At 63.3% G+C, this 16,799-nt stretch carries 22 protein-coding genes; 16 read left to right on the plus strand and 6 right to left on the minus strand.

Annotated elements, in window-relative coordinates:
• Positions 1-68: 68 nt before the first annotated feature.
• The 5 genes from FFS13_RS08720 (at position 69) to FFS13_RS08740 (ending at position 6,044) form a co-directional block, all read left to right on the plus strand.
• Complete coding sequence (locus FFS13_RS08720) at positions 69-443, plus strand: gamma-butyrobetaine hydroxylase-like domain-containing protein (RefSeq protein ID WP_137818706.1); 375 nt, start codon at positions 69-71, stop codon at positions 441-443.
• A gap of 272 nt (positions 444-715) precedes the next feature.
• On the plus strand, positions 716-2,395 hold the full coding sequence (phaC, locus tag FFS13_RS08725; RefSeq protein WP_137818707.1) for a class II poly(R)-hydroxyalkanoic acid synthase: 1,680 nt from the start codon (positions 716-718) through the stop codon (positions 2,393-2,395).
• Positions 2,396-2,612: 217 nt separating this feature from the next.
• Positions 2,613-3,470, plus strand: coding sequence for a poly(3-hydroxyalkanoate) depolymerase (gene phaZ / locus FFS13_RS08730; protein WP_137818708.1), 858 nt, complete (start codon positions 2,613-2,615; stop codon positions 3,468-3,470).
• A gap of 190 nt (positions 3,471-3,660) precedes the next feature.
• Entirely contained in the window at positions 3,661-5,343 is a 1,683-nt protein-coding gene (gene phaC / locus FFS13_RS08735; RefSeq protein ID WP_137818709.1) for a class II poly(R)-hydroxyalkanoic acid synthase, read from the plus strand.
• 86 nt (positions 5,344-5,429) lie between these two features.
• Positions 5,430-6,044, plus strand: coding sequence for a TetR/AcrR family transcriptional regulator (locus FFS13_RS08740; protein WP_137818710.1), 615 nt, complete (start codon positions 5,430-5,432; stop codon positions 6,042-6,044).
• A gap of 58 nt (positions 6,045-6,102) precedes the next feature.
• On the opposite strand, the gene FFS13_RS08745 is transcribed toward FFS13_RS08740, so the two are convergent.
• The 3 genes from FFS13_RS08745 to FFS13_RS08755 all read right to left on the minus strand — a co-directional run bounded on the left by FFS13_RS08745 (position 6,103) and on the right by FFS13_RS08755 (position 7,650).
• Positions 6,103-6,819 (minus strand): phasin family protein, encoded by a 717-nt coding sequence (locus FFS13_RS08745; protein WP_137818711.1) that lies wholly within the window; start codon positions 6,817-6,819, stop codon positions 6,103-6,105.
• 10 nt (positions 6,820-6,829) lie between these two features.
• Entirely contained in the window at positions 6,830-7,264 is a 435-nt protein-coding gene (locus tag FFS13_RS08750) for a phasin family protein (protein ID WP_137818712.1), read from the minus strand.
• 110 nt (positions 7,265-7,374) lie between these two features.
• Positions 7,375-7,650 (minus strand): polyhydroxyalkanoic acid system family protein, encoded by a 276-nt coding sequence (locus FFS13_RS08755; RefSeq protein WP_137818713.1) that lies wholly within the window; start codon positions 7,648-7,650, stop codon positions 7,375-7,377.
• Positions 7,651-7,791: 141 nt separating this feature from the next.
• On the opposite strand from FFS13_RS08755, the gene ubiE reads away from it, so the two are divergent.
• The 9 genes from ubiE (at position 7,792) to FFS13_RS08800 (ending at position 13,811) form a co-directional block, all read left to right on the plus strand.
• Positions 7,792-8,562, plus strand: coding sequence for a bifunctional demethylmenaquinone methyltransferase/2-methoxy-6-polyprenyl-1,4-benzoquinol methylase UbiE (gene ubiE / locus FFS13_RS08760; RefSeq protein WP_137818714.1), 771 nt, complete (start codon positions 7,792-7,794; stop codon positions 8,560-8,562).
• Positions 8,562-9,197, plus strand: coding sequence for an SCP2 domain-containing protein (locus tag FFS13_RS08765; protein ID WP_137818715.1), 636 nt, complete (start codon positions 8,562-8,564; stop codon positions 9,195-9,197). The genes ubiE and FFS13_RS08765 overlap by 1 nt, the downstream gene beginning before the upstream one ends.
• Positions 9,194-10,801, plus strand: a complete 1,608-nt coding sequence (gene ubiB, locus FFS13_RS08770; RefSeq protein WP_137818716.1) for a ubiquinone biosynthesis regulatory protein kinase UbiB — start codon at positions 9,194-9,196, stop codon at positions 10,799-10,801. Before FFS13_RS08765 ends, ubiB begins: the two co-directional genes overlap by 4 nt.
• A 105-nt stretch (positions 10,802-10,906) precedes the next feature.
• Positions 10,907-11,320 (plus strand): phosphoribosyl-AMP cyclohydrolase, encoded by a 414-nt coding sequence (hisI, locus tag FFS13_RS08775; protein ID WP_137818717.1) that lies wholly within the window; start codon positions 10,907-10,909, stop codon positions 11,318-11,320.
• On the plus strand, positions 11,313-11,648 hold the full coding sequence (locus FFS13_RS08780; RefSeq protein ID WP_137818718.1) for a phosphoribosyl-ATP diphosphatase: 336 nt from the start codon (positions 11,313-11,315) through the stop codon (positions 11,646-11,648). The genes hisI and FFS13_RS08780 overlap by 8 nt, the downstream gene beginning before the upstream one ends.
• Before the next feature lie 25 nt (positions 11,649-11,673).
• Positions 11,674-11,916, plus strand: coding sequence for a twin-arginine translocase TatA/TatE family subunit (locus tag FFS13_RS08785; protein ID WP_137818719.1), 243 nt, complete (start codon positions 11,674-11,676; stop codon positions 11,914-11,916).
• A gap of 4 nt (positions 11,917-11,920) precedes the next feature.
• Entirely contained in the window at positions 11,921-12,310 is a 390-nt protein-coding gene (tatB, locus tag FFS13_RS08790) for a Sec-independent protein translocase protein TatB (protein ID WP_137818720.1), read from the plus strand.
• Positions 12,307-13,107 (plus strand): twin-arginine translocase subunit TatC, encoded by an 801-nt coding sequence (gene tatC, locus FFS13_RS08795; protein ID WP_137818721.1) that lies wholly within the window; start codon positions 12,307-12,309, stop codon positions 13,105-13,107. Before tatB ends, tatC begins: the two co-directional genes overlap by 4 nt.
• A complete protein-coding gene (locus tag FFS13_RS08800) occupies positions 13,104-13,811 on the plus strand; it encodes a 16S rRNA (uracil(1498)-N(3))-methyltransferase (protein WP_137818722.1) in 708 nt (235 codons plus the stop codon). Before tatC ends, FFS13_RS08800 begins: the two co-directional genes overlap by 4 nt.
• A gap of 13 nt (positions 13,812-13,824) precedes the next feature.
• Here the strand turns inward: FFS13_RS08800 and FFS13_RS08805 are convergent, their stop codons facing one another.
• The gene (locus tag FFS13_RS08805; protein ID WP_137818723.1) at positions 13,825-14,319 is read right to left on the minus strand and encodes a helix-turn-helix domain-containing protein; all 495 of its coding nucleotides are present in this window, start codon (positions 14,317-14,319) and stop codon (positions 13,825-13,827) included.
• 100 nt (positions 14,320-14,419) lie between these two features.
• Between FFS13_RS08805 and FFS13_RS08810 the strand changes: the two genes are divergently transcribed.
• Complete coding sequence (locus FFS13_RS08810; protein ID WP_137818724.1) at positions 14,420-15,148, plus strand: SDR family oxidoreductase; 729 nt, start codon at positions 14,420-14,422, stop codon at positions 15,146-15,148.
• A 37-nt stretch (positions 15,149-15,185) separates the two neighbouring features.
• The gene (locus FFS13_RS08815) at positions 15,186-15,776 is read left to right on the plus strand and encodes a 2-hydroxychromene-2-carboxylate isomerase (protein WP_137818725.1); all 591 of its coding nucleotides are present in this window, start codon (positions 15,186-15,188) and stop codon (positions 15,774-15,776) included.
• 50 nt (positions 15,777-15,826) lie between these two features.
• Here FFS13_RS08815 and FFS13_RS08820 read toward each other — a convergent pair whose 3' ends face one another.
• Together FFS13_RS08820 and FFS13_RS08825 are read right to left on the minus strand one after the other, a co-directional pair.
• Positions 15,827-16,561 (minus strand): amino acid ABC transporter ATP-binding protein, encoded by a 735-nt coding sequence (locus tag FFS13_RS08820; RefSeq protein ID WP_137818726.1) that lies wholly within the window; start codon positions 16,559-16,561, stop codon positions 15,827-15,829.
• A partial coding sequence (locus FFS13_RS08825; RefSeq protein ID WP_137818727.1) for an ABC transporter permease subunit occupies positions 16,554-16,799 on the minus strand: 246 nt, incomplete at its 5' end. The genes FFS13_RS08825 and FFS13_RS08820, both read right to left, overlap by 8 nt.

The following is a 16,799-nucleotide window of genomic DNA, read 5'->3' on the forward strand; positions in this document are numbered from 1 at the left end:
GGATGCCCTGCAAGGCGGCTGAAGCGTTAAGCGCTTTAGCCGCCCCACCTCTAGCCGGAGCCTCGAAGATGCGCGTTCCCTCGGCCATCGAGCTGCACAAAGCCTCGAAGACCCTGACCCTTAAATATGGGCCCGACGAGGTCTACAACCTGTCCGCCGAGTTCCTCCGCGTGCACTCACCCTCGGCCGAGGTGCAGGGCCACGGCAAGCCCATACTGCAAGTCGGCAAGCTCGGGGTCGGCCTGAACAAGATCGAGCCGGCCGGGCAGTACGCACTAAAACTGTGCTTCGATGACGGCCATGACAGCGGTTTGTTCACCTGGGATTACCTCGACCAACTGGCGCAACGCCAGGAACAGCTGTGGGCCGATTACCTCGCCGAACTGGCGCAGGCCGGAAAATCCCGCGATCCGGCCGAGTCGGTGGTCAAGCTGATGCTCTGAGTCCTGACTCACCCATGGTTAGGGCGAACTTTCTAATCCGTCTCGGCATACTCTCCCGCGCGCACGGCCAACTGACTGGCCTGCTTGCGAAAACTCGTAAACTCGGGTAACCAAGGAACTGGCAGGTTCCGTGCATTTGGCTCAGCCACATGCAATGAATGATGCGGAGTTCGCTCCGCCCCCGGTAACCCGAGCAGTACTAGGCCCTAAGCCCTGTGTCACCGCGCACAGCCGCACGCCGGTATCCGTCTCAGGACAATGGAGCGTCGTAGATGAGCAACAAGAGTAACGAAGACCTGCAGCGTCAAGCCTCGGAAAACACCCTGGGCCTCAACCCGGTGATCGGCTTGCGCGGCAAAGACATTCTGGCTTCTGCCCGCATGGTGCTGGCCCAGGCCATCAAGCAACCGATCCATAGCGCCAAGCACGTTGCCCACTTCGGCCTGGAGCTGAAAAACGTCCTGCTCGGCAGCTCGGAACTCCAGCCGGAAGGTGGTGATCGCCGCTTCGCCGATCCCGCCTGGAGTCAGAACCCGCTGTATAAGCGCTACCTGCAGAGCTACCTGGCGTGGCGCAAAGAACTGCACGACTGGGTTGAGGACAGCAACCTGTCCGAGACCGACACCAACCGCGGCCACTTCGTGATCAACCTGATGACCGAAGCCATGGCGCCGAGCAACAGCATGGCCAACCCGGCGGCGCTCAAGCGCTTCTTCGAAACCGGCGGCAAGAGTCTGCTCGATGGCCTCGCCCACCTGGCCAAGGACATCGTCAACAACGGCGGCATGCCCAGCCAGGTCAACATGGATGCCTTCGAGGTCGGCAAGAACCTGGCCACGACCGAAGGCTCAGTGGTGTTTCGCAACGACCTGCTGGAGCTGATCCAGTACCAGCCGAGCACCGAACAAGTGCACGAGCGTCCGCTGCTGGTGGTGCCGCCGCAGATCAACAAGTTCTATGTGTTCGACCTGTCGCAAGAGAAGAGCCTGGCGCGCTTCTGCCTGCGCAACGGCCTGCAGACCTTTATCGTCAGCTGGCGCAACCCGACCAAGGCCCAGCGCGAGTGGGGCCTGTCGACCTATATCGAGGCGCTGAAAGAAGCCATCGACGTGATCCTGGCCATCACCGGCAGCAAGGACGTCAACATGCTCGGCGCCTGCTCCGGCGGCATCACCACCGCCGCCCTGCTCGGCCATTACACGGCGCTCGGCGAGAAGAAGGTCAACGCCCTTACCCTGCTGGTCAGCGTGCTGGACACCAAGCTGGATACCCAGGTCGCCTTGTTCGTCAATGAACAAACCCTGGAAGCCGCCAAACGCCGCTCCTATCAGGCCGGCGTCCTGGAAGGCAGCGACATGGCCAAGGTGTTCGCCTGGATGCGGCCGAATGATCTGATCTGGAACTATTGGGTCAATAACTACCTGCTCGGCAACGAGCCACCGGTGTTCGATATCCTCTACTGGAATAACGACACCACCCGCCTGCCGGCGGCTTTCCACGGCGACTTGATCGAGCTATTCAAAACCAACCCACTGACGCGGCCACAGGCCCTGGAAGTCTGCGGCACGCCGATCGACCTGAAGCAGGTGACCGCGGACATCTTCTGCCTGGCCGGCACCAACGACCACATCACTCCCTGGGAAGCCTGCTACCGCTCGGCGCGGCTGTTCGGCGGCAAGATCGAATTCGTGCTGTCCAACAGCGGGCATATCCAGAGCATCCTCAACCCACCGGGCAATCCGAAAGCGCGCTTCATGACCAGCGACAAGCTGCCGGCTGATGCGAAAGTCTGGCAAGAAGACGCCACCAAACATGCCGACTCCTGGTGGCTGCACTGGCAAGCCTGGATGGCCGAACGCTCCGGCAAACTGAAAAAAGCCCCCAGCACCCTCGGCAACAAAGCCTATCCGGCTGCCGAGGCGGCGCCGGGCACTTACGTGCATGAGCGCTAGGCAAGGATGAACGCTCGGCGTGCAGCCTCGACAACCGAGCCGGCACCCAACGCAACAGCTTGCGTCACACTGCCCGCGGCACTCGGAAGTGCCGCCCGCCGCTCCAGCCGTTACCGGCCAGGGCGGCAGCCACGAAGCCTGCAAGGGAGGCCAGCTTCGTCATTCTGGGAAAGCGCTGGACCGCGTTCCCAGCAGTTCAATCCATAGGGCTCTGCGCATGCCGTTACCTTTTGTTTTTCGCACCATCGACCTCGACGGCCAAACCATCCGCACGGCCGTCCGCCCGGGCAAGGCGCACCTGACCCCGCTGCTGATTTTCAATGGCATCGGCGCCAACCTGGAGCTGGTGTTTCCGTTCGTCCAGGCCCTCGACCCCGATCAGGAAGTGATCGCCTTCGACGTGCCGGGGGTCGGTGGCTCCTCGACACCCAACCAGCCCTACCGCTTCCCAGGCCTGGCCAAGCTCGCCGCGCGCATGCTCGACTACCTGGATTACGGTCAGGTCAATGCGATTGGGGTGTCCTGGGGCGGCGCCCTGGCGCAACAGTTCGCCCACGACTATCCCGAGCGCTGCAAGAAGCTGGTGCTCGCCGCCACCTCGGCCGGCGCCATCATGGTGCCGGGCAAGCCCAAGGTGCTCTGGCGCATGGCCAGCCCACGACGCTACATCCAGCCGTCTTACGGCGTGCAGATCGCCCCGCATATCTACGGCGGGGCCTTCCGCCGCGACCCCAATCTGGCCCTGGCGCACGCCAGCAAAGTGCGTTCCTCGGGCAAGCTCGGCTACTACTGGCAGCTGTTCGCCGGCCTCGGCTGGACCAGCATCCACTGGCTGCACAAGATCAGCCAGCCGACCCTGGTGCTGGCCGGCGACGATGACCCGCTCATCCCCCTCATCAACATGCGCCTGCTGGCCTGGCGGATTCCGAATGCCGAGCTGCACGTGATCGACGACGGTCACCTGTTCTTGATCACCCGGGCCGAGGCCGTCGCGCCGATCATCATGAAGTTTCTCCAGGAGGAGCGGCTGCGCGCGGTTATGCATCCGCAGCCGACCCCGCTGCGCGGTCATTGAACACCGCCTTGAGCCCGCGCACCCATCCCGTACGACGCCGACCCACTTGACCCAATAGCGAGCCTCGTGTAACACAGTCGTTTGTTTGCGCGGTTGTCTGGAATGCACCTCCGGCGCGCCTTGGTACAAGCCTTGCTGCTTACCAATTGACGTTGAGTCCCTTGATGGTTTGACGACGGAGTGTTGCCTCATGCGAGACAAATCTGCTGCGGATCCTGTGCCCGTACCCGCAGCCTTTATAAATGCGCAGAACGCCATGCTCGGCCTGCGCGGCCGCGATCTGTTTGCCACCGTGCGCTCCCTGGCCCTGCAGGGCCTGCGCCGACCGCTGCACAGCGCCAAGCATGCGCTGGCCTTCGGCGGCCAGCTGGGCCGCGTGCTGCTCGGCGACACCTTGCATAAGCACAACCCCGACGATCCACGCTTTGCCGATCCGGCCTGGCGTCTCAACCCCTTCTATCGCCGCAGCCTGCAGGCCTACCTGGCCTGGCAGCAGCAGCTGAACAGCTGGATCGACGAGAGCAACCTGCCGGCGGATGACCGCGCCCGCGCGCGCTTCGTCGCGACCCTGCTCAGCGATGCGCTGGCGCCCTCCAACAGCTTGCTCAATCCGCTGGCGATCAAGGAGCTGCTCAACAGTGGCGGCAGCAGCCTGTTCAAGGGCCTGCGCCACTTATCCGACGACCTCCTGCACAACCACGGCCTGCCTCGCCAGGTCAGCAAACACGCCTTCGAAGTCGGCCGCAACCTAGCCGCCACTCCGGGTGCGGTGGTATTTCGCAACGAGCTGTTGGAGCTGATCCAGTACACGCCGATGAGCGAAAAGCAGTACGCCCGCCCGCTGCTGATCGTGCCGCCGCAGATCAACAAGTACTACATCTTCGACCTCAGCGCGGAGAAGAGCTTCGTCCAGTTCGCGCTGAAAAACGGCTTACAGGTGTTTGTCATCAGTTGGCGCAACCCCGACGCCCGCCATCGCGAGTGGGGTCTATCGAGTTATGTCCAGGCCATCGAAGCGGCCCTCGATGTGACCCGCGCCATCAGCGGCAGCAAAGAGGCCCACCTGATGGGCGCCTGCGCCGGCGGCCTGAGCATCGCCGCCCTGCAAGGCCACCTGCAAGCCAAACGGCAGCTGCGCAAGGTCTCCAGCGCCACCTACCTGGTCAGCCTGCTGGACAGTCAGGTCGACAGCCCAGCCATGTTGTTCGCCGATGAGCAAACCCTGGAAGCCGCCAAGCGCCGCTCCTATCAGAAAGGCGTGCTGGATGGCCGCGACATGGCCAAGGTCTTCGCCTGGATGCGTCCGAATGACCTGATCTGGAACTATTGGGTCAACAACTACCTGCTCGGCAAGCAACCCCCGGCCTTCGACATCCTCTACTGGAACAACGACAACACGCGCCTACCGGCCGCCCTGCACGGCGATCTGCTGGACTTCTTCAAGCACAACCCGCTCACCCATCCTGGCGGCCTGGAGGTCTGCGGCACCCCGATCGACCTGCATAAGGTCACGGTCGACAGCTTCAGCATCGCCGGCATCAACGACCACATCACGCCCTGGGACGCGGTCTATCGCTCGACCCTGCTGCTCGGCGGCGACAGTCGCTTCGTGCTGTCCAACAGCGGGCATATCCAGAGCATCCTCAATCCTCCGGGCAATCCCAAGGCCAACTATTTCGAGAGCGGCAAACTCAGCTCCGACCCGCGCGCCTGGTACTTCGACGCCAAGCAGACCAGTGGCAGTTGGTGGACGCACTGGCTGGAATGGATTCAGCAACGCTCCGGCGAACAACGGGAAACCCGGCTGGCGCTGGGCAGCCAGAACCATCCGCCGATGGAGGCAGCCCCCGGCACCTATGTGCATGTGCGTTAGACCTTGGCTTAAACTTTGAGAAGGCCGGCCGGAGACCACCCGGCCAGTTACCGTCCGCCTTCCGGCGGCCTGCATAAGAAGATTGGATGAAAACCCGCGACCGCATCCTCGAATGCGCCCTGACGCTGTTCAATCAGCAGGGCGAACCCAACGTCTCCACCCTGGAGATCGCCAATGAACTGGAGATCAGCCCGGGCAACCTTTACTACCACTTCCACGGCAAAGAACCGCTGATCATGGAGCTGTTCGAACGCTTCCAGAGTGAGCTGGCGCCGCTGCTCGACCCGCCCGCCGATGCACGCTTGGATGTCGAGGACTATTGGCTGTTCCTGCACCTGATCGTCGAACGCCTGGCGCACTACCGCTTCCTGTTCCAAGATCTGTCCAACCTCGCCGGGCGCCTACCCAAGCTGGCGCGTGGCATCCGCACTTGGCTGAACGCCTTGAAGCGCACCCTCGCCTCACTGTTGGCCCGTTTGAAGGCCGAGAATCAACTGGTCAGCGATACCCAGGCGCTCGGCCTGCTGGTCGAGCAGATCACCCTGACCCTGCTGTTCTCCCTCGACTACCAACGCATCCTCGGCAGCAGTGGCGAGATTCGCCTGGTGGTATTCCAGGTGATGATGCTGGTGGCGCCGCACCTACGCGCCGAATCCCGCCAGGCGGCCGAACATTTGGCGCAGCGCTATTTAGACACCTAAACACGCGCCGAAACGCAAACGCCCGGCACTAGGCCGGGCGTTTTTGGTCCTGAAAGACTCAGGACGGGTTGCTTGGCGTCACCGCCGCGGTGGATGCCGCCGGCGTGGCAGCAGGCGCGACGGCCGGTGTGGCCACAGGCGCAGTAGGCTTGGCGGCTACTGGCTTAGCGGCGGCCGGTTTCACTGCGGGTTTGGCCGCTGCTTTGGGCGCGGCTTTGACTGCAGGTTTCGCCGCGGGCTTGGCGGCGGGTTTAGCTGCCACCTTGGCCGCAGGTTTCGCCGCGGCTTTTGCGGCTGGTTTAGCGACGGGTTTGGCCGCAGCCTTAACGGCAGGCTTAGCCACCGGCTTAACCGACTTGGCGGAAATGCCGGTCAGTTTTTCCAGCTGCTTGGTCAGGGCCTCTACCTTGCCGTGCAACTCTTTCACTTCGTTGCGGCTCGGCACGCCCAGACGCGAGATCGCGCTGTTCAGACGCTTATCAAACGCCTCTTCCAACTCGCCCCACTTGCCCAATGCCAGGCCTTTGACTTCATCGACCTTGGATCGGGCCGACTTGGCCGAGGACTTCACGGCATCGACTTGTTTGTCGACTTCGCTCTTGGCCAGCTTCTCGGCTTTCTCGCCATCTTGGACCAGGGTGTCGAACAGCTTGTTGCCGTCCTTGCTGATCTTCGAGTAAGCACCTAAGCCAGCCAGCCAGATTTGGCGCGAGTATTTTTCGACTTCGCCAATCCAGGAGCTGCTCTGTTTTTCGACTTTCTTTTTAGCGACCATCCCGCTCTCCTTATTGAGTCTTAGCGACACGTGCAACCAACGCATTCAGCACGTCCAGCTTAGCAGAGAGCGCATCGACGTCCTGACGCGAAGGAATGCCGAAACGATTCAGCGCACTGGCAACCCGGCGATCGAAAGCTTGCTCGATTTTGTCGAGCTGCACTTCAACTTTGCCTTTAACGCTAGTCACGTTATTGCTCACGCTGCTCTTCACCGTATCGATCTGGCTGTTCGCCGCCTCGACCTGCCCGCTGAGCAGTTTCTTGCCTTGCTGCTCAACGCCTTCGCCGGCCTTGACCAGCTCTTTCAGGTAGCCTGCGCCTTCCTGACCGGCTTTGGCGTAGGCACCCAGGCCCGCCAGCCAGATTTGCCGGCCGTAATGCTTAACGTCGGTCAGCAGGTTGGTTTTGCTTGCGGCTTTCTTTTTGATCGCAACTTTGGCCATGGTGCACCTCACACGCAAAAGGTTTAAGGACACGCCCACGAAATGCAGGCTTGAGTGCAAGGTAACGAGGAAAATTAGAATCTACATACTAAGCGGCGAAATCAGCCGGCTCAGACCAGATACTCATCCAGGCCTTTTTCGATTTCACGCTTGATCGTGCCGCTCAGGGCCGACAGCAACAATCCCAGACTCAGCTCGACGCGCACCCGGTCGTCACCGACCGCAATCCGCCCCTCGGCACCGCTGCGCTTGAACTCGAGCACATCGCCAGCCCACTGGTAGCGCACGTCGTACTCACTGGCCAGACGCGCGGCGAGTTTCTCCGCTTTCGCACGGGCGGCCTCCCGGCCAAGGGAATGCGAACGTTCGACGGTAATGCGGGCCATGGGCAACTCCTGACTGCGACCTTAGGTCGCGCGACTATAGCAGCCCGCGCCAGCTTGCACGCCAACCACAGGCGTCCGTTGCCAAGACAAAGCCGGTCACCGGGATTAGAATGGCCGGCACTTTCTTCCGGTGACAGCGACATGAACGATCCGCGCAAAGGCAGTGATGCCGAACCGACCACCCACTTCGGCTACCAAAACGTGCCGGAAAGCCAGAAGGCCGACAAGGTCGCCGAGGTTTTCCACTCCGTGGCGGCCAAGTACGACCTGATGAATGACCTGATGTCCGCCGGCGTGCACCGCCTGTGGAAGCGCTTCACCATCGAACTGTCAGGCGTGCGCACCGGCAACCGCGTGCTGGATATCGCCGGCGGCACCGGCGACCTGACCAAGCAATTCGCCCGCCTGGTCGGCCCGACCGGCGAGGTGGTGCTGGCCGATATCAACGCCTCGATGCTGAAAGTCGGCCGCGATCGCCTGCTCGACCTGGGCGTGGCCGGCAACGTCAAATTTGTCCAGGCCGACGCCGAGAAGCTGCCGTTTCCGGACAACCATTTCGACTGCGTGACCATCGCCTTCGGCCTGCGCAACGTCACCCACAAGGAAGACGCCCTGCGCTCGATGCTGCGCGTGCTCAAACCGGGTGGCCGCCTGCTGGTGCTGGAGTTCTCCAAGCCGACCAGCAGCCTGTTGTCCAAGGCCTATGACGTCTATTCGTTCAGCCTGCTGCCGATGATGGGCAAGCTGATCACCAACGACTCGGAAAGCTACCGCTACCTCGCCGAGTCGATCCGCATGCACCCGGATCAGGAAACCCTCAAGGCAATGATGGTCGAGGCCGGTTTCGAGCGCGCCACCTACCACAACATGACTGGCGGCATCGTCGCGCTGCACCGCGGCATCAAGCCCTGATGCTGACTCAGGCTCTGCTGGCCGGCGTTGAGCACGGCGTCAATCGTGTGCTGCGCCTGGACAGCACGGCGCTGCCACGGCTCGAGCGCCTGGCTGGCAAGGTGATCGCGGTGGACTGCCGTGCCCCAACCGCGCAGCTGTTCATTCTCGCCGATGGCGCTGGCCTGCACTTGGCGGCGAACTGGGCAGGCGACGTCGCTTGCCGCCTGCGCGCGCCGGCTGCCAGCCTGCTGCGCCTGGCCACCAGCCAAGAGAAAACCGCCGTGCTGCACAGCCCGGCAGTCGAACTGCAGGGTGACAGCGGCGTATTACTGGAGCTCGCCGGCATCCTTCAGGATCTCGAGCTGGACTGGGAATACGAGCTGGCCCGCTGGCTTGGCCCGCTGGGTAGCCAGTTGCTCGGCGGCCACCTGAAAAGCCGTGTGCGCTGGACCAGCCAAAGCCTCGACAGCCTGCGCCAGAACCTCGCCGACTACCTCAACGAGGAGTCGCGCAGCCTGGTCGGCCAACGCGAAGCCGAAGCACGCTTCGCCGAATTGGATGGCCTCAAACTCGCCCTCGATCGCCTCGACGCGCGCTTCGAACGCCTCACCGTCACACCCCCCCTCACCCAAAAGCCTAGCGAACCCGCATGAAGCTGCTTGCCGTCCGCCGTCTGTTGCGCATCCAGCGCGTGGTCATCCGCTACCGCCTCGATGACTTGCTGCTCGAGCTGCCGTTGCCCTGGTGGCTGCGCGCGCTGAGCTATGCCCTGCCCTGGCGCTGGTTGCCGCGCACGGCGCTGCCGCTATCGCGCGGCGAGCGGGTGCGCCTGGCGCTGCAAGACCTCGGGCCGATCTTCATCAAATTCGGCCAATTGCTCTCCACCCGCCGCGACTTGCTCCCCATGGATATGGCCGACGAACTGGCCAAGCTGCAGGATCAAGTCCCGCCCTTCGACCCCGCCCACTCGCTGGCGCTGATCGAGGAGCAACTGGGCGCCAAGGTCAGTGCGGTGTTTGCACGCTTCGACAGCCAGCCGCTGGCCTCGGCTTCGGTCGCCCAGGTGCACGCCGCGCAGCTGAAAAGCGGCGAGGAAGTGGTGGTCAAGGTGATTCGCCCGGGCCTCAAGCCGGTCATCCGCCAGGATCTGGCCTGGCTGTTCCTGCTGGCCAAACTGGCCGAACGCATCTCCACCGACGCGCGCCGCCTGCACCCGGTCGAGGTGGTCAGCGACTACGAGAAGACCATCTACGACGAACTCGACCTGCTCCGCGAGGCGGCCAACGCCAGCCAGTTGCGGCGTAACTTCGAGGGCTCGCCGCTGCTCTATGTGCCGCAGGTGTACTGGGACTGGTGCCGGCCGCAAGTGCTGGTGATGGAGCGCATCTACGGCATTCAGGTGACCGACCTGGAAACCCTCGCCGATCAGCGCACCGACATGAAACTGCTGGCCGAGCGCGGCGTGGAAATCTTCTTCACCCAGGTGTTTCGCGACAGCTTTTTCCATGCCGACATGCACCCCGGCAACATCTTCGTCAGCACCCGCCAACCGTGGAGCCCGCAATACATTGCGGTCGACTGCGGCATCATCGGCAGCCTGACTCCGGAAGATCAGGACTACCTGGCGCGCAATCTGATCGCCTTCTTCAAGCGCGATTACCGCAAGGTCGCGCAACTGCATATTGACTCCGGCTGGGTACCGGCGGAAACCAAGGTGAATGATTTCGAGGCGGCGATTCGCACCGTCTGCGAGCCGATCTTCGAGCGGCCGCTGAAAGACATCTCCTTCGGCCTGCTGCTGCTGCGCCTGTTCCAGACCGCGCGGCGCTTCAATATGGAAGTCCAGCCGCAGCTGGTGCTGCTGCAGAAGACCCTGCTGAATATCGAAGGCCTGGGTCGCCAGCTCTACCCGGACCTGGATCTGTGGAGCACCGCGCAGCCGTTCCTCGAACGCTGGATGCGCGAGCGGATCAGCCCGAAAAGCCTGCTGCACAACCTGCAGGCCCAGGTCGAGCAGGTGCCGCACCTGGCGCACATGACTCGTGAGCTGCTCGAACGCCTGTCGCAGCCGCAGCCCACGGCCCCCGCGCCAACCCGGGGCGAACAGCGCGATGGCTGGCTGTTGCGCCTGACCGGTGCCGCGCTGATGGCCGGCGGTGCCAGTCTGGCGGCAAGCTGCGCCTCGCTGGCGGCGCTGAGCGCCTGGCCGGCCTGGATCATGCTCGGCGCCGGGCTCTACCTCGTCGTGCGCCGATAGCCAGAGCGGCGACGCGCTGGCACACTGGGTTATTCAACGCTCACGATCACCGCGAGTTACCCGCGCCAATATGTGCACTAACGGCTACGCATTAACGGACAACCCATGAACGACTGGCTGGACGACATCAACTGGAATGCCGAGGGCTTGGTTCCGGCCATCGCCCAGGATCACAAAAGCGGCCGCGTGCTGATGATGGCCTGGATGAACCGCGAGGCGCTAAGCCTCACCGCCAGCGAGAACCGCGCCATCTACTGGTCACGCTCACGGGGCAAACTCTGGCGCAAGGGCGAAGAGTCCGGCCATGTGCAAAAACTGCACGAGCTGCGCCTGGACTGCGATGCCGACGTCGTCATCCTGATGGTCGAGCAGATCGGCGGCATCGCCTGCCACACCGGGCGGGAAAGCTGCTTCTATCGGGTATTCGAAAATGGCGCCTGGAAGATTGTCGAGCCAGTCCTGAAAGACCCACACGCCATCTACAGTGCACACAGCTCAGCAGGACACCGCCATGAGTGACACCCTGACCCGCCTGGCCGCAGTACTCGAGGCCCGCAAAGGCGCCGCGGCCGACAGCTCCTACGTGGCCAGCCTGTACCACAAGGGCCTGAACAAGATTCTGGAAAAGGTCGGCGAGGAATCGGTGGAAACCATCCTCGCCGCCAAAGACGCTGCCGTCAGCGGCGACTGCAGCGACCTGATCTACGAAACCGCCGACCTCTGGTTCCACAGCCTGGTCATGCTCGCCGCCCTCGGCCAGCATCCCCAGGCGGTGCTGGATGAGCTGGATCGGCGCTTCGGTCTGTCCGGGCATGCCGAAAAGGCCGCCCGCGAACCTTCGGCATAACGCATTTATTGAGAGGAGCAGCTCCATGGGTATTTTTGACTGGAAACATTGGCTCGTTATTCTGATCGTCGTCGTACTGATCTTCGGCACCAAGAAGCTCAAGGGCCTGGGCAGCGATATCGGCGAGACGATCAAAGGCTTTCGCAAGGCCATGAGCGACGAGGAGAAACCCAGCGAGCCGCCGGTGCAACCGAGCGCGCCGCTGAACCCGCCGCACACCATCGACGCGCAAGCGCAGAAAGTCGAAGAGCCGGCGCGCAAGGACTAGCAGTATGTTCGATATCGGCTTCTCCGAACTGCTGCTGGTCGGCCTGGTTGCGCTGCTGGTGCTCGGCCCCGAGCGCCTGCCCGGGGCGGCGCGCACGGCCGGCCTGTGGATAGGTCGGCTGAAGCGCAGCTTCAACGCGATCAAGCAGGAAGTCGAGCGCGAGATCGGCGCCGACGAGATTCGCCGCCAGCTGCATAACGAGCACATCATGGCGCTGGAGCAGGAGGCGAAAAACCTCATCGCCCCGCCACAGCCGCCGGCTGCCGTCGGCGAGCCTGTCACCAGCGAAACGCTGGTTGCCGAGACGCCGACTGCTACGCCGCCCGGCAGCGTCGACCTGGCCGCAGCCACACCCAGTGCCCCCGAAGCCTCTCAACCGCCGCGAGCCCCATGAGCGACCACAAGCCGGAACACGACCAGGAAATGCCGCTAGTCTCGCACCTCACCGAATTGCGTTCGCGCCTGCTGCGCTGTGTGGTGGCGGTGCTGCTGCTGTTCGGCGGGCTGTTCTACTTCGCCCAGGACATCTACACGGTGGTTTCGGCGCCGCTGCGCGCCTATCTGCCGGAAGGCGCGACCATGATCGCCACCGGCGTCGCCTCGCCCTTCCTCACGCCATTCAAACTGACCGCCTGGGTCGCACTGTTCCTCAGCATTCCGGTGATCCTGCACCAGGTCTGGGGCTTTATCGCGCCTGGCCTGTACAAGCACGAGAAGCGCGTGGCCATGCCCTTGCTGGTCTCCAGCATCCTGCTGTTCTACGGCGGCATGGCCTTCGCCTACTTCCTGGTATTCCCGCTGATTTTCCACTTCTTCGCCAGCGTCACCCCGGAAGGGGTGGCGATGATGACCGATATCAACGAGTACCTGGATTTCGTCCTGACGCTGTTCTTCGCCTTCGGCGTGGCCTTCGAGATCCCGGTAGCCACGGTGCTGCTGATCTGGATCGGCGTGGTCGACGTCGTCTACCTGCGCAAGATCCGCCCCTATGTGGTGATCGGCTGCTTCGTGGTCGGCATGGTGCTGACCCCGCCAGATATCTTCTCGCAGACCCTGCTGGCGGTGCCGATGTGGCTGCTGTTCGAGATCGGCCTGTTCTTCGGCGGCATGATCCGTAAACGCGGCGAGCACCCGGATGATGCCCCAGTCAGCCCCGACGACGGCGACCAACCGCCCGCGACCCAGCCGTGAATCTGCTGCTGCTGGAGGATGCCGACTTTGTCGCGGCGGATCGCGTGGTTCTGCAGGGCCGCCGCCTCAAGCACCTGCAGGAAGTGCATCGCGCCGAGTCCGGCGACAGCCTGCGCGTTGGCCGCCTCAACGGCTTGATGGGCAAAGGCCAGCTGCTGCGCCTCGAGGCCCAGGAGGCCGAGTTGCAGATCAGCCTGGATCAGCCGCCGCCGGCCAAATTACCGCTGACCCTGCTACTCGCCCTGCCGCGGCCGAAGATGCTCCGCCGGGTGCTGCAAACCGTCGCCAGCATGGGCGTACCACGGCTGATTCTGCTCAACAGCTACCGGGTGGAAAAGAGCTTCTGGCAGACACCCTTTCTCGAACCGGCTGCGATCCATGAACAACTGATCCTCGGCCTCGAGCAGGCGCGCGATACGCGGTTGCCGCAAGTGCTGATCGAGAAGCGCTTCAAGCCCTTCGTCGAAGATCGCCTGCCGCAACTGGCGGCGGGCAGTCTCGGGCTGGTCGGCCACCCTGGCGACTATCCGGCCTGTCCGCGCGCCGTCGAACAGCCGGTGACCCTGGCCATCGGCCCGGAGGGCGGCTGGATTCCCTACGAAGTCGAGAAGCTGCACGCGGCGGGCTTGCAGCCGGTACAGCTCGGCGAACGCATCCTGCGGGTGGAAACCGCCGTCACCGCACTCCTCGCCCGGCTGTTTTAAATCGGCCGCAGGGCTACCCCCGCGACTTGGCGTGCCAATGTGCCGGTAACAACTGGCCCTGCAAGGCCGGCGCCTCATGCACATCCACATCCCGCGGCGCCAGCGGCTCACCACACTCGGAGCACACCAGCACGCCGTGCATGGCCTGCCCGCAGGCCTTGTGCACATGACGAAGCGGCGCACCCTCGACACCGCTCATATGCCGGTCGCCCCAGTTCACCAGCGCCAACACCGCCGGGTACAGCTCGCGGCCCTTGGCGGTCAGCCGGTATTCCTCGCGCAGCGGACGCTGCTGATAGGCCTGTTTAACCAGCACTCCGGCCTCGGTCAGCTTCTTCAGCCGATCGGCGAGCACATGCCGGGTGACGCCCAGGCGTTTTTCGAACTCATCGAAACGCCGCACTCCGAGAAAGCTTTCCCGCAGCACCAGCAGGGTCCAACGATCTCCCACCACCGACAAGGTGCGCGCCAGAGAGCAGGGTTGTTGATCGAGTTCTTCCCAACGCATGACGAAACCTCTGTAAGCCGATGACTCACCATAGCTTGACAGGTTCTAAAAAGGAACTGACTATTCGACAGGGTTCCAAAATAGAACTTAGGAGAAAGCCATGACTGCACGCAAAGCGATACTAGTGATGGGCGCCGGCGATGCGACCGGTGGAGCGATAGCGAAACGCTTTGCCCGCGAGGGCTATGTCGCCTGCGTGGCGCGACGCCATGCCGAGAAACTCGAGCCTTTGGTCGATGAAATCGTCGCCGCCGGCGGTACGGCGCGCGCCTTTGGCTGCGATGCGCGGGTGGAAGAACAGGTGCTCAACCTGTTCGAAACCATCGAACGGGAGATCGGCCCGCTGGAAGTGGTGGTGTTCAACATCGGCGCCAACGTGCAGTTTTCGATCAGCGAAACCACCGAGCGGGTCTACCGCAAAGTCTGGGAAATGGCCGCCCTGGCCGGTTTTCTCACCGGCCGCGAAGCCGCACGGGTGATGCTGCCTCGCAAGCGCGGCAGCATCATCTTCACCGGCGCCACCGCCTCCCTGCGCGGCCGCGCGAACTTCTCCGCCTTTGCCGGCGCCAAGTTCGCCCTGCGCGCCCTGGCCCAGAGCATGGCCCGCGAGCTTGGGCCGCAAGGCATTCATGTCGCCCACCCGATCATCGATGGTGCCATCGACACCGCCTTTATTCGCGAGACCTTCCCCGAACTGTATCGGCTCAAGGAACAGGACGGCATCCTCAACCCCGAGCATATCGCCGAGACCTACTGGCAGATCCATTGCCAGCCTCGCGACTGCTGGGTGCATGAGATGGACCTGCGGCCCTGGCTGGAAACCTTTTGAACAGCGGCTGCCCGTTTAACCATCCGAGACCAATAAGATGAGCAGATCCGTAGAGTTCTTTTTCGATTTCGGTAGCCCGGCCACCTACCTGGCCTGGACCCAGCTGCCGAAAATCGCCGCCGAGGCAGGCGCCGAGATCACCTGGCGACCGATGCTGTTGGGGGGCGTGTTCAAAGCCACCGGCAACCAATCGCCAGTCACCATTCCGGCCAAAGGTCGCTACATGCTGCAAGACCTGGCGCGCTTCGCCCAGCGCTATGGCGTGCCCATGGCCTTCAATCCGCACTTTCCGATCAACACCCTGACGCTGATGCGCGGCGCCGCCGGTTACCTCGATACGCCGCAGTTCCAGTCTTATCTGAAGGCGGTATTCGAAGCCCTGTGGGTCGAGCAGAAAAACCTCGGCAAGCCGGAGGTGGTGGCCGAGGTGCTGAGCGCGGCGGGGCTGGACCCGGCGGAGTTCGAACGGCTGGTGAATGACGAGGCCGTCAAGGAGCGGCTGAAGAACGCCACCGAAGAGGCGATCCGGCGCGGCGCGTTCGGCGCACCGACCTTCTTCGTCGGCAACGAAATGCACTTCGGCCAGGATCGCCTCGACTTTGTCGCCGAGGCACTGAATAAGACCTGAGATGACCAGTAAGGCCTCGCAGATCAACGCCGCGAGGCCTTACGCATGACCTACAACACCTGCTTGAGAAACGCCTGCGCCCGCGGATCTTTCGGCTGGGCGAAGAACTGCGCGGGAGCGGCATCCTCCAGCAGCTTGCCGTGATCGAAGAACAGCACGCGGTCCGCCACTTCGCGGGCGAAGCCCATCTCGTGGGTGACGCAGACCATGGTCATGCCTTCCAGCGCCAGGGTCTTCATCACGTCGAGCACCTCGCCGACCATTTCCGGGTCGAGCGCCGAGGTCGGCTCGTCGAACAGCATCACCTTCGGCTCCATGCACAGCGCCCGGGCGATGGCCACCCGCTGTTGCTGGCCGCCGGACAGGCGCGAGGGGAACTCGTCGGCCTTCTGCGCGATGCCGACCTTGGCCAGCAGCGCCCGCGCCTTCTCCTCGCGTTCGGCCTTGCCGCGCTTGCGCACCACCTTCTGCGCCAGGCAGAGGTTCTCCAGCACGGTCATGTGCGGGAACAGGTTGAAATGCTGGAACACCATGCCGACTTCGCGGCGGTAGGCGTTGACGTCGGTCTTCGGGTTGGCCAGGTCGAGGCCGTCGATGCTGACCGAGCCGGAGTCGAATGCCTCCAGGCCGTTCAGGCAACGCAGGAAGGTCGACTTGCCGGAGCCGGACGGGCCGATCACCACCAGCACCTCGCCCTTGTCCACCCGCGTGCTGACGTTATCCACCGCGCGCACCACCTGCCCACGGGTATCGAAGACTTTTACCAGATCGCGAACTTCAATCACTTTGCGCGAGCCTCCGTTCGAGCCGGCTGGCGATTTGCGACAGCGGCAGGTTGATAACCAGGTACAGCGCGGCCACGCAGAACCAGATCTCGAAGGTCGAGAACGAGGTGGTGATGGCCTCGCGACCGCTCTTGGTCAGTTCGGTGATGGCGATCACCGAGACCAGCGAGGTGTCCTTGACCAGGCTGATGAACTGCCCGGCCAGCGGCGGCAGCACGCGTTTGAACGCCTGCGGCAG

Origin of the sequence: Pseudomonas sp. 2FG (genome assembly GCF_005502935.1) — a bacterium.
Classification (GTDB): domain Bacteria; phylum Pseudomonadota; class Gammaproteobacteria; order Pseudomonadales; family Pseudomonadaceae; genus Aquipseudomonas.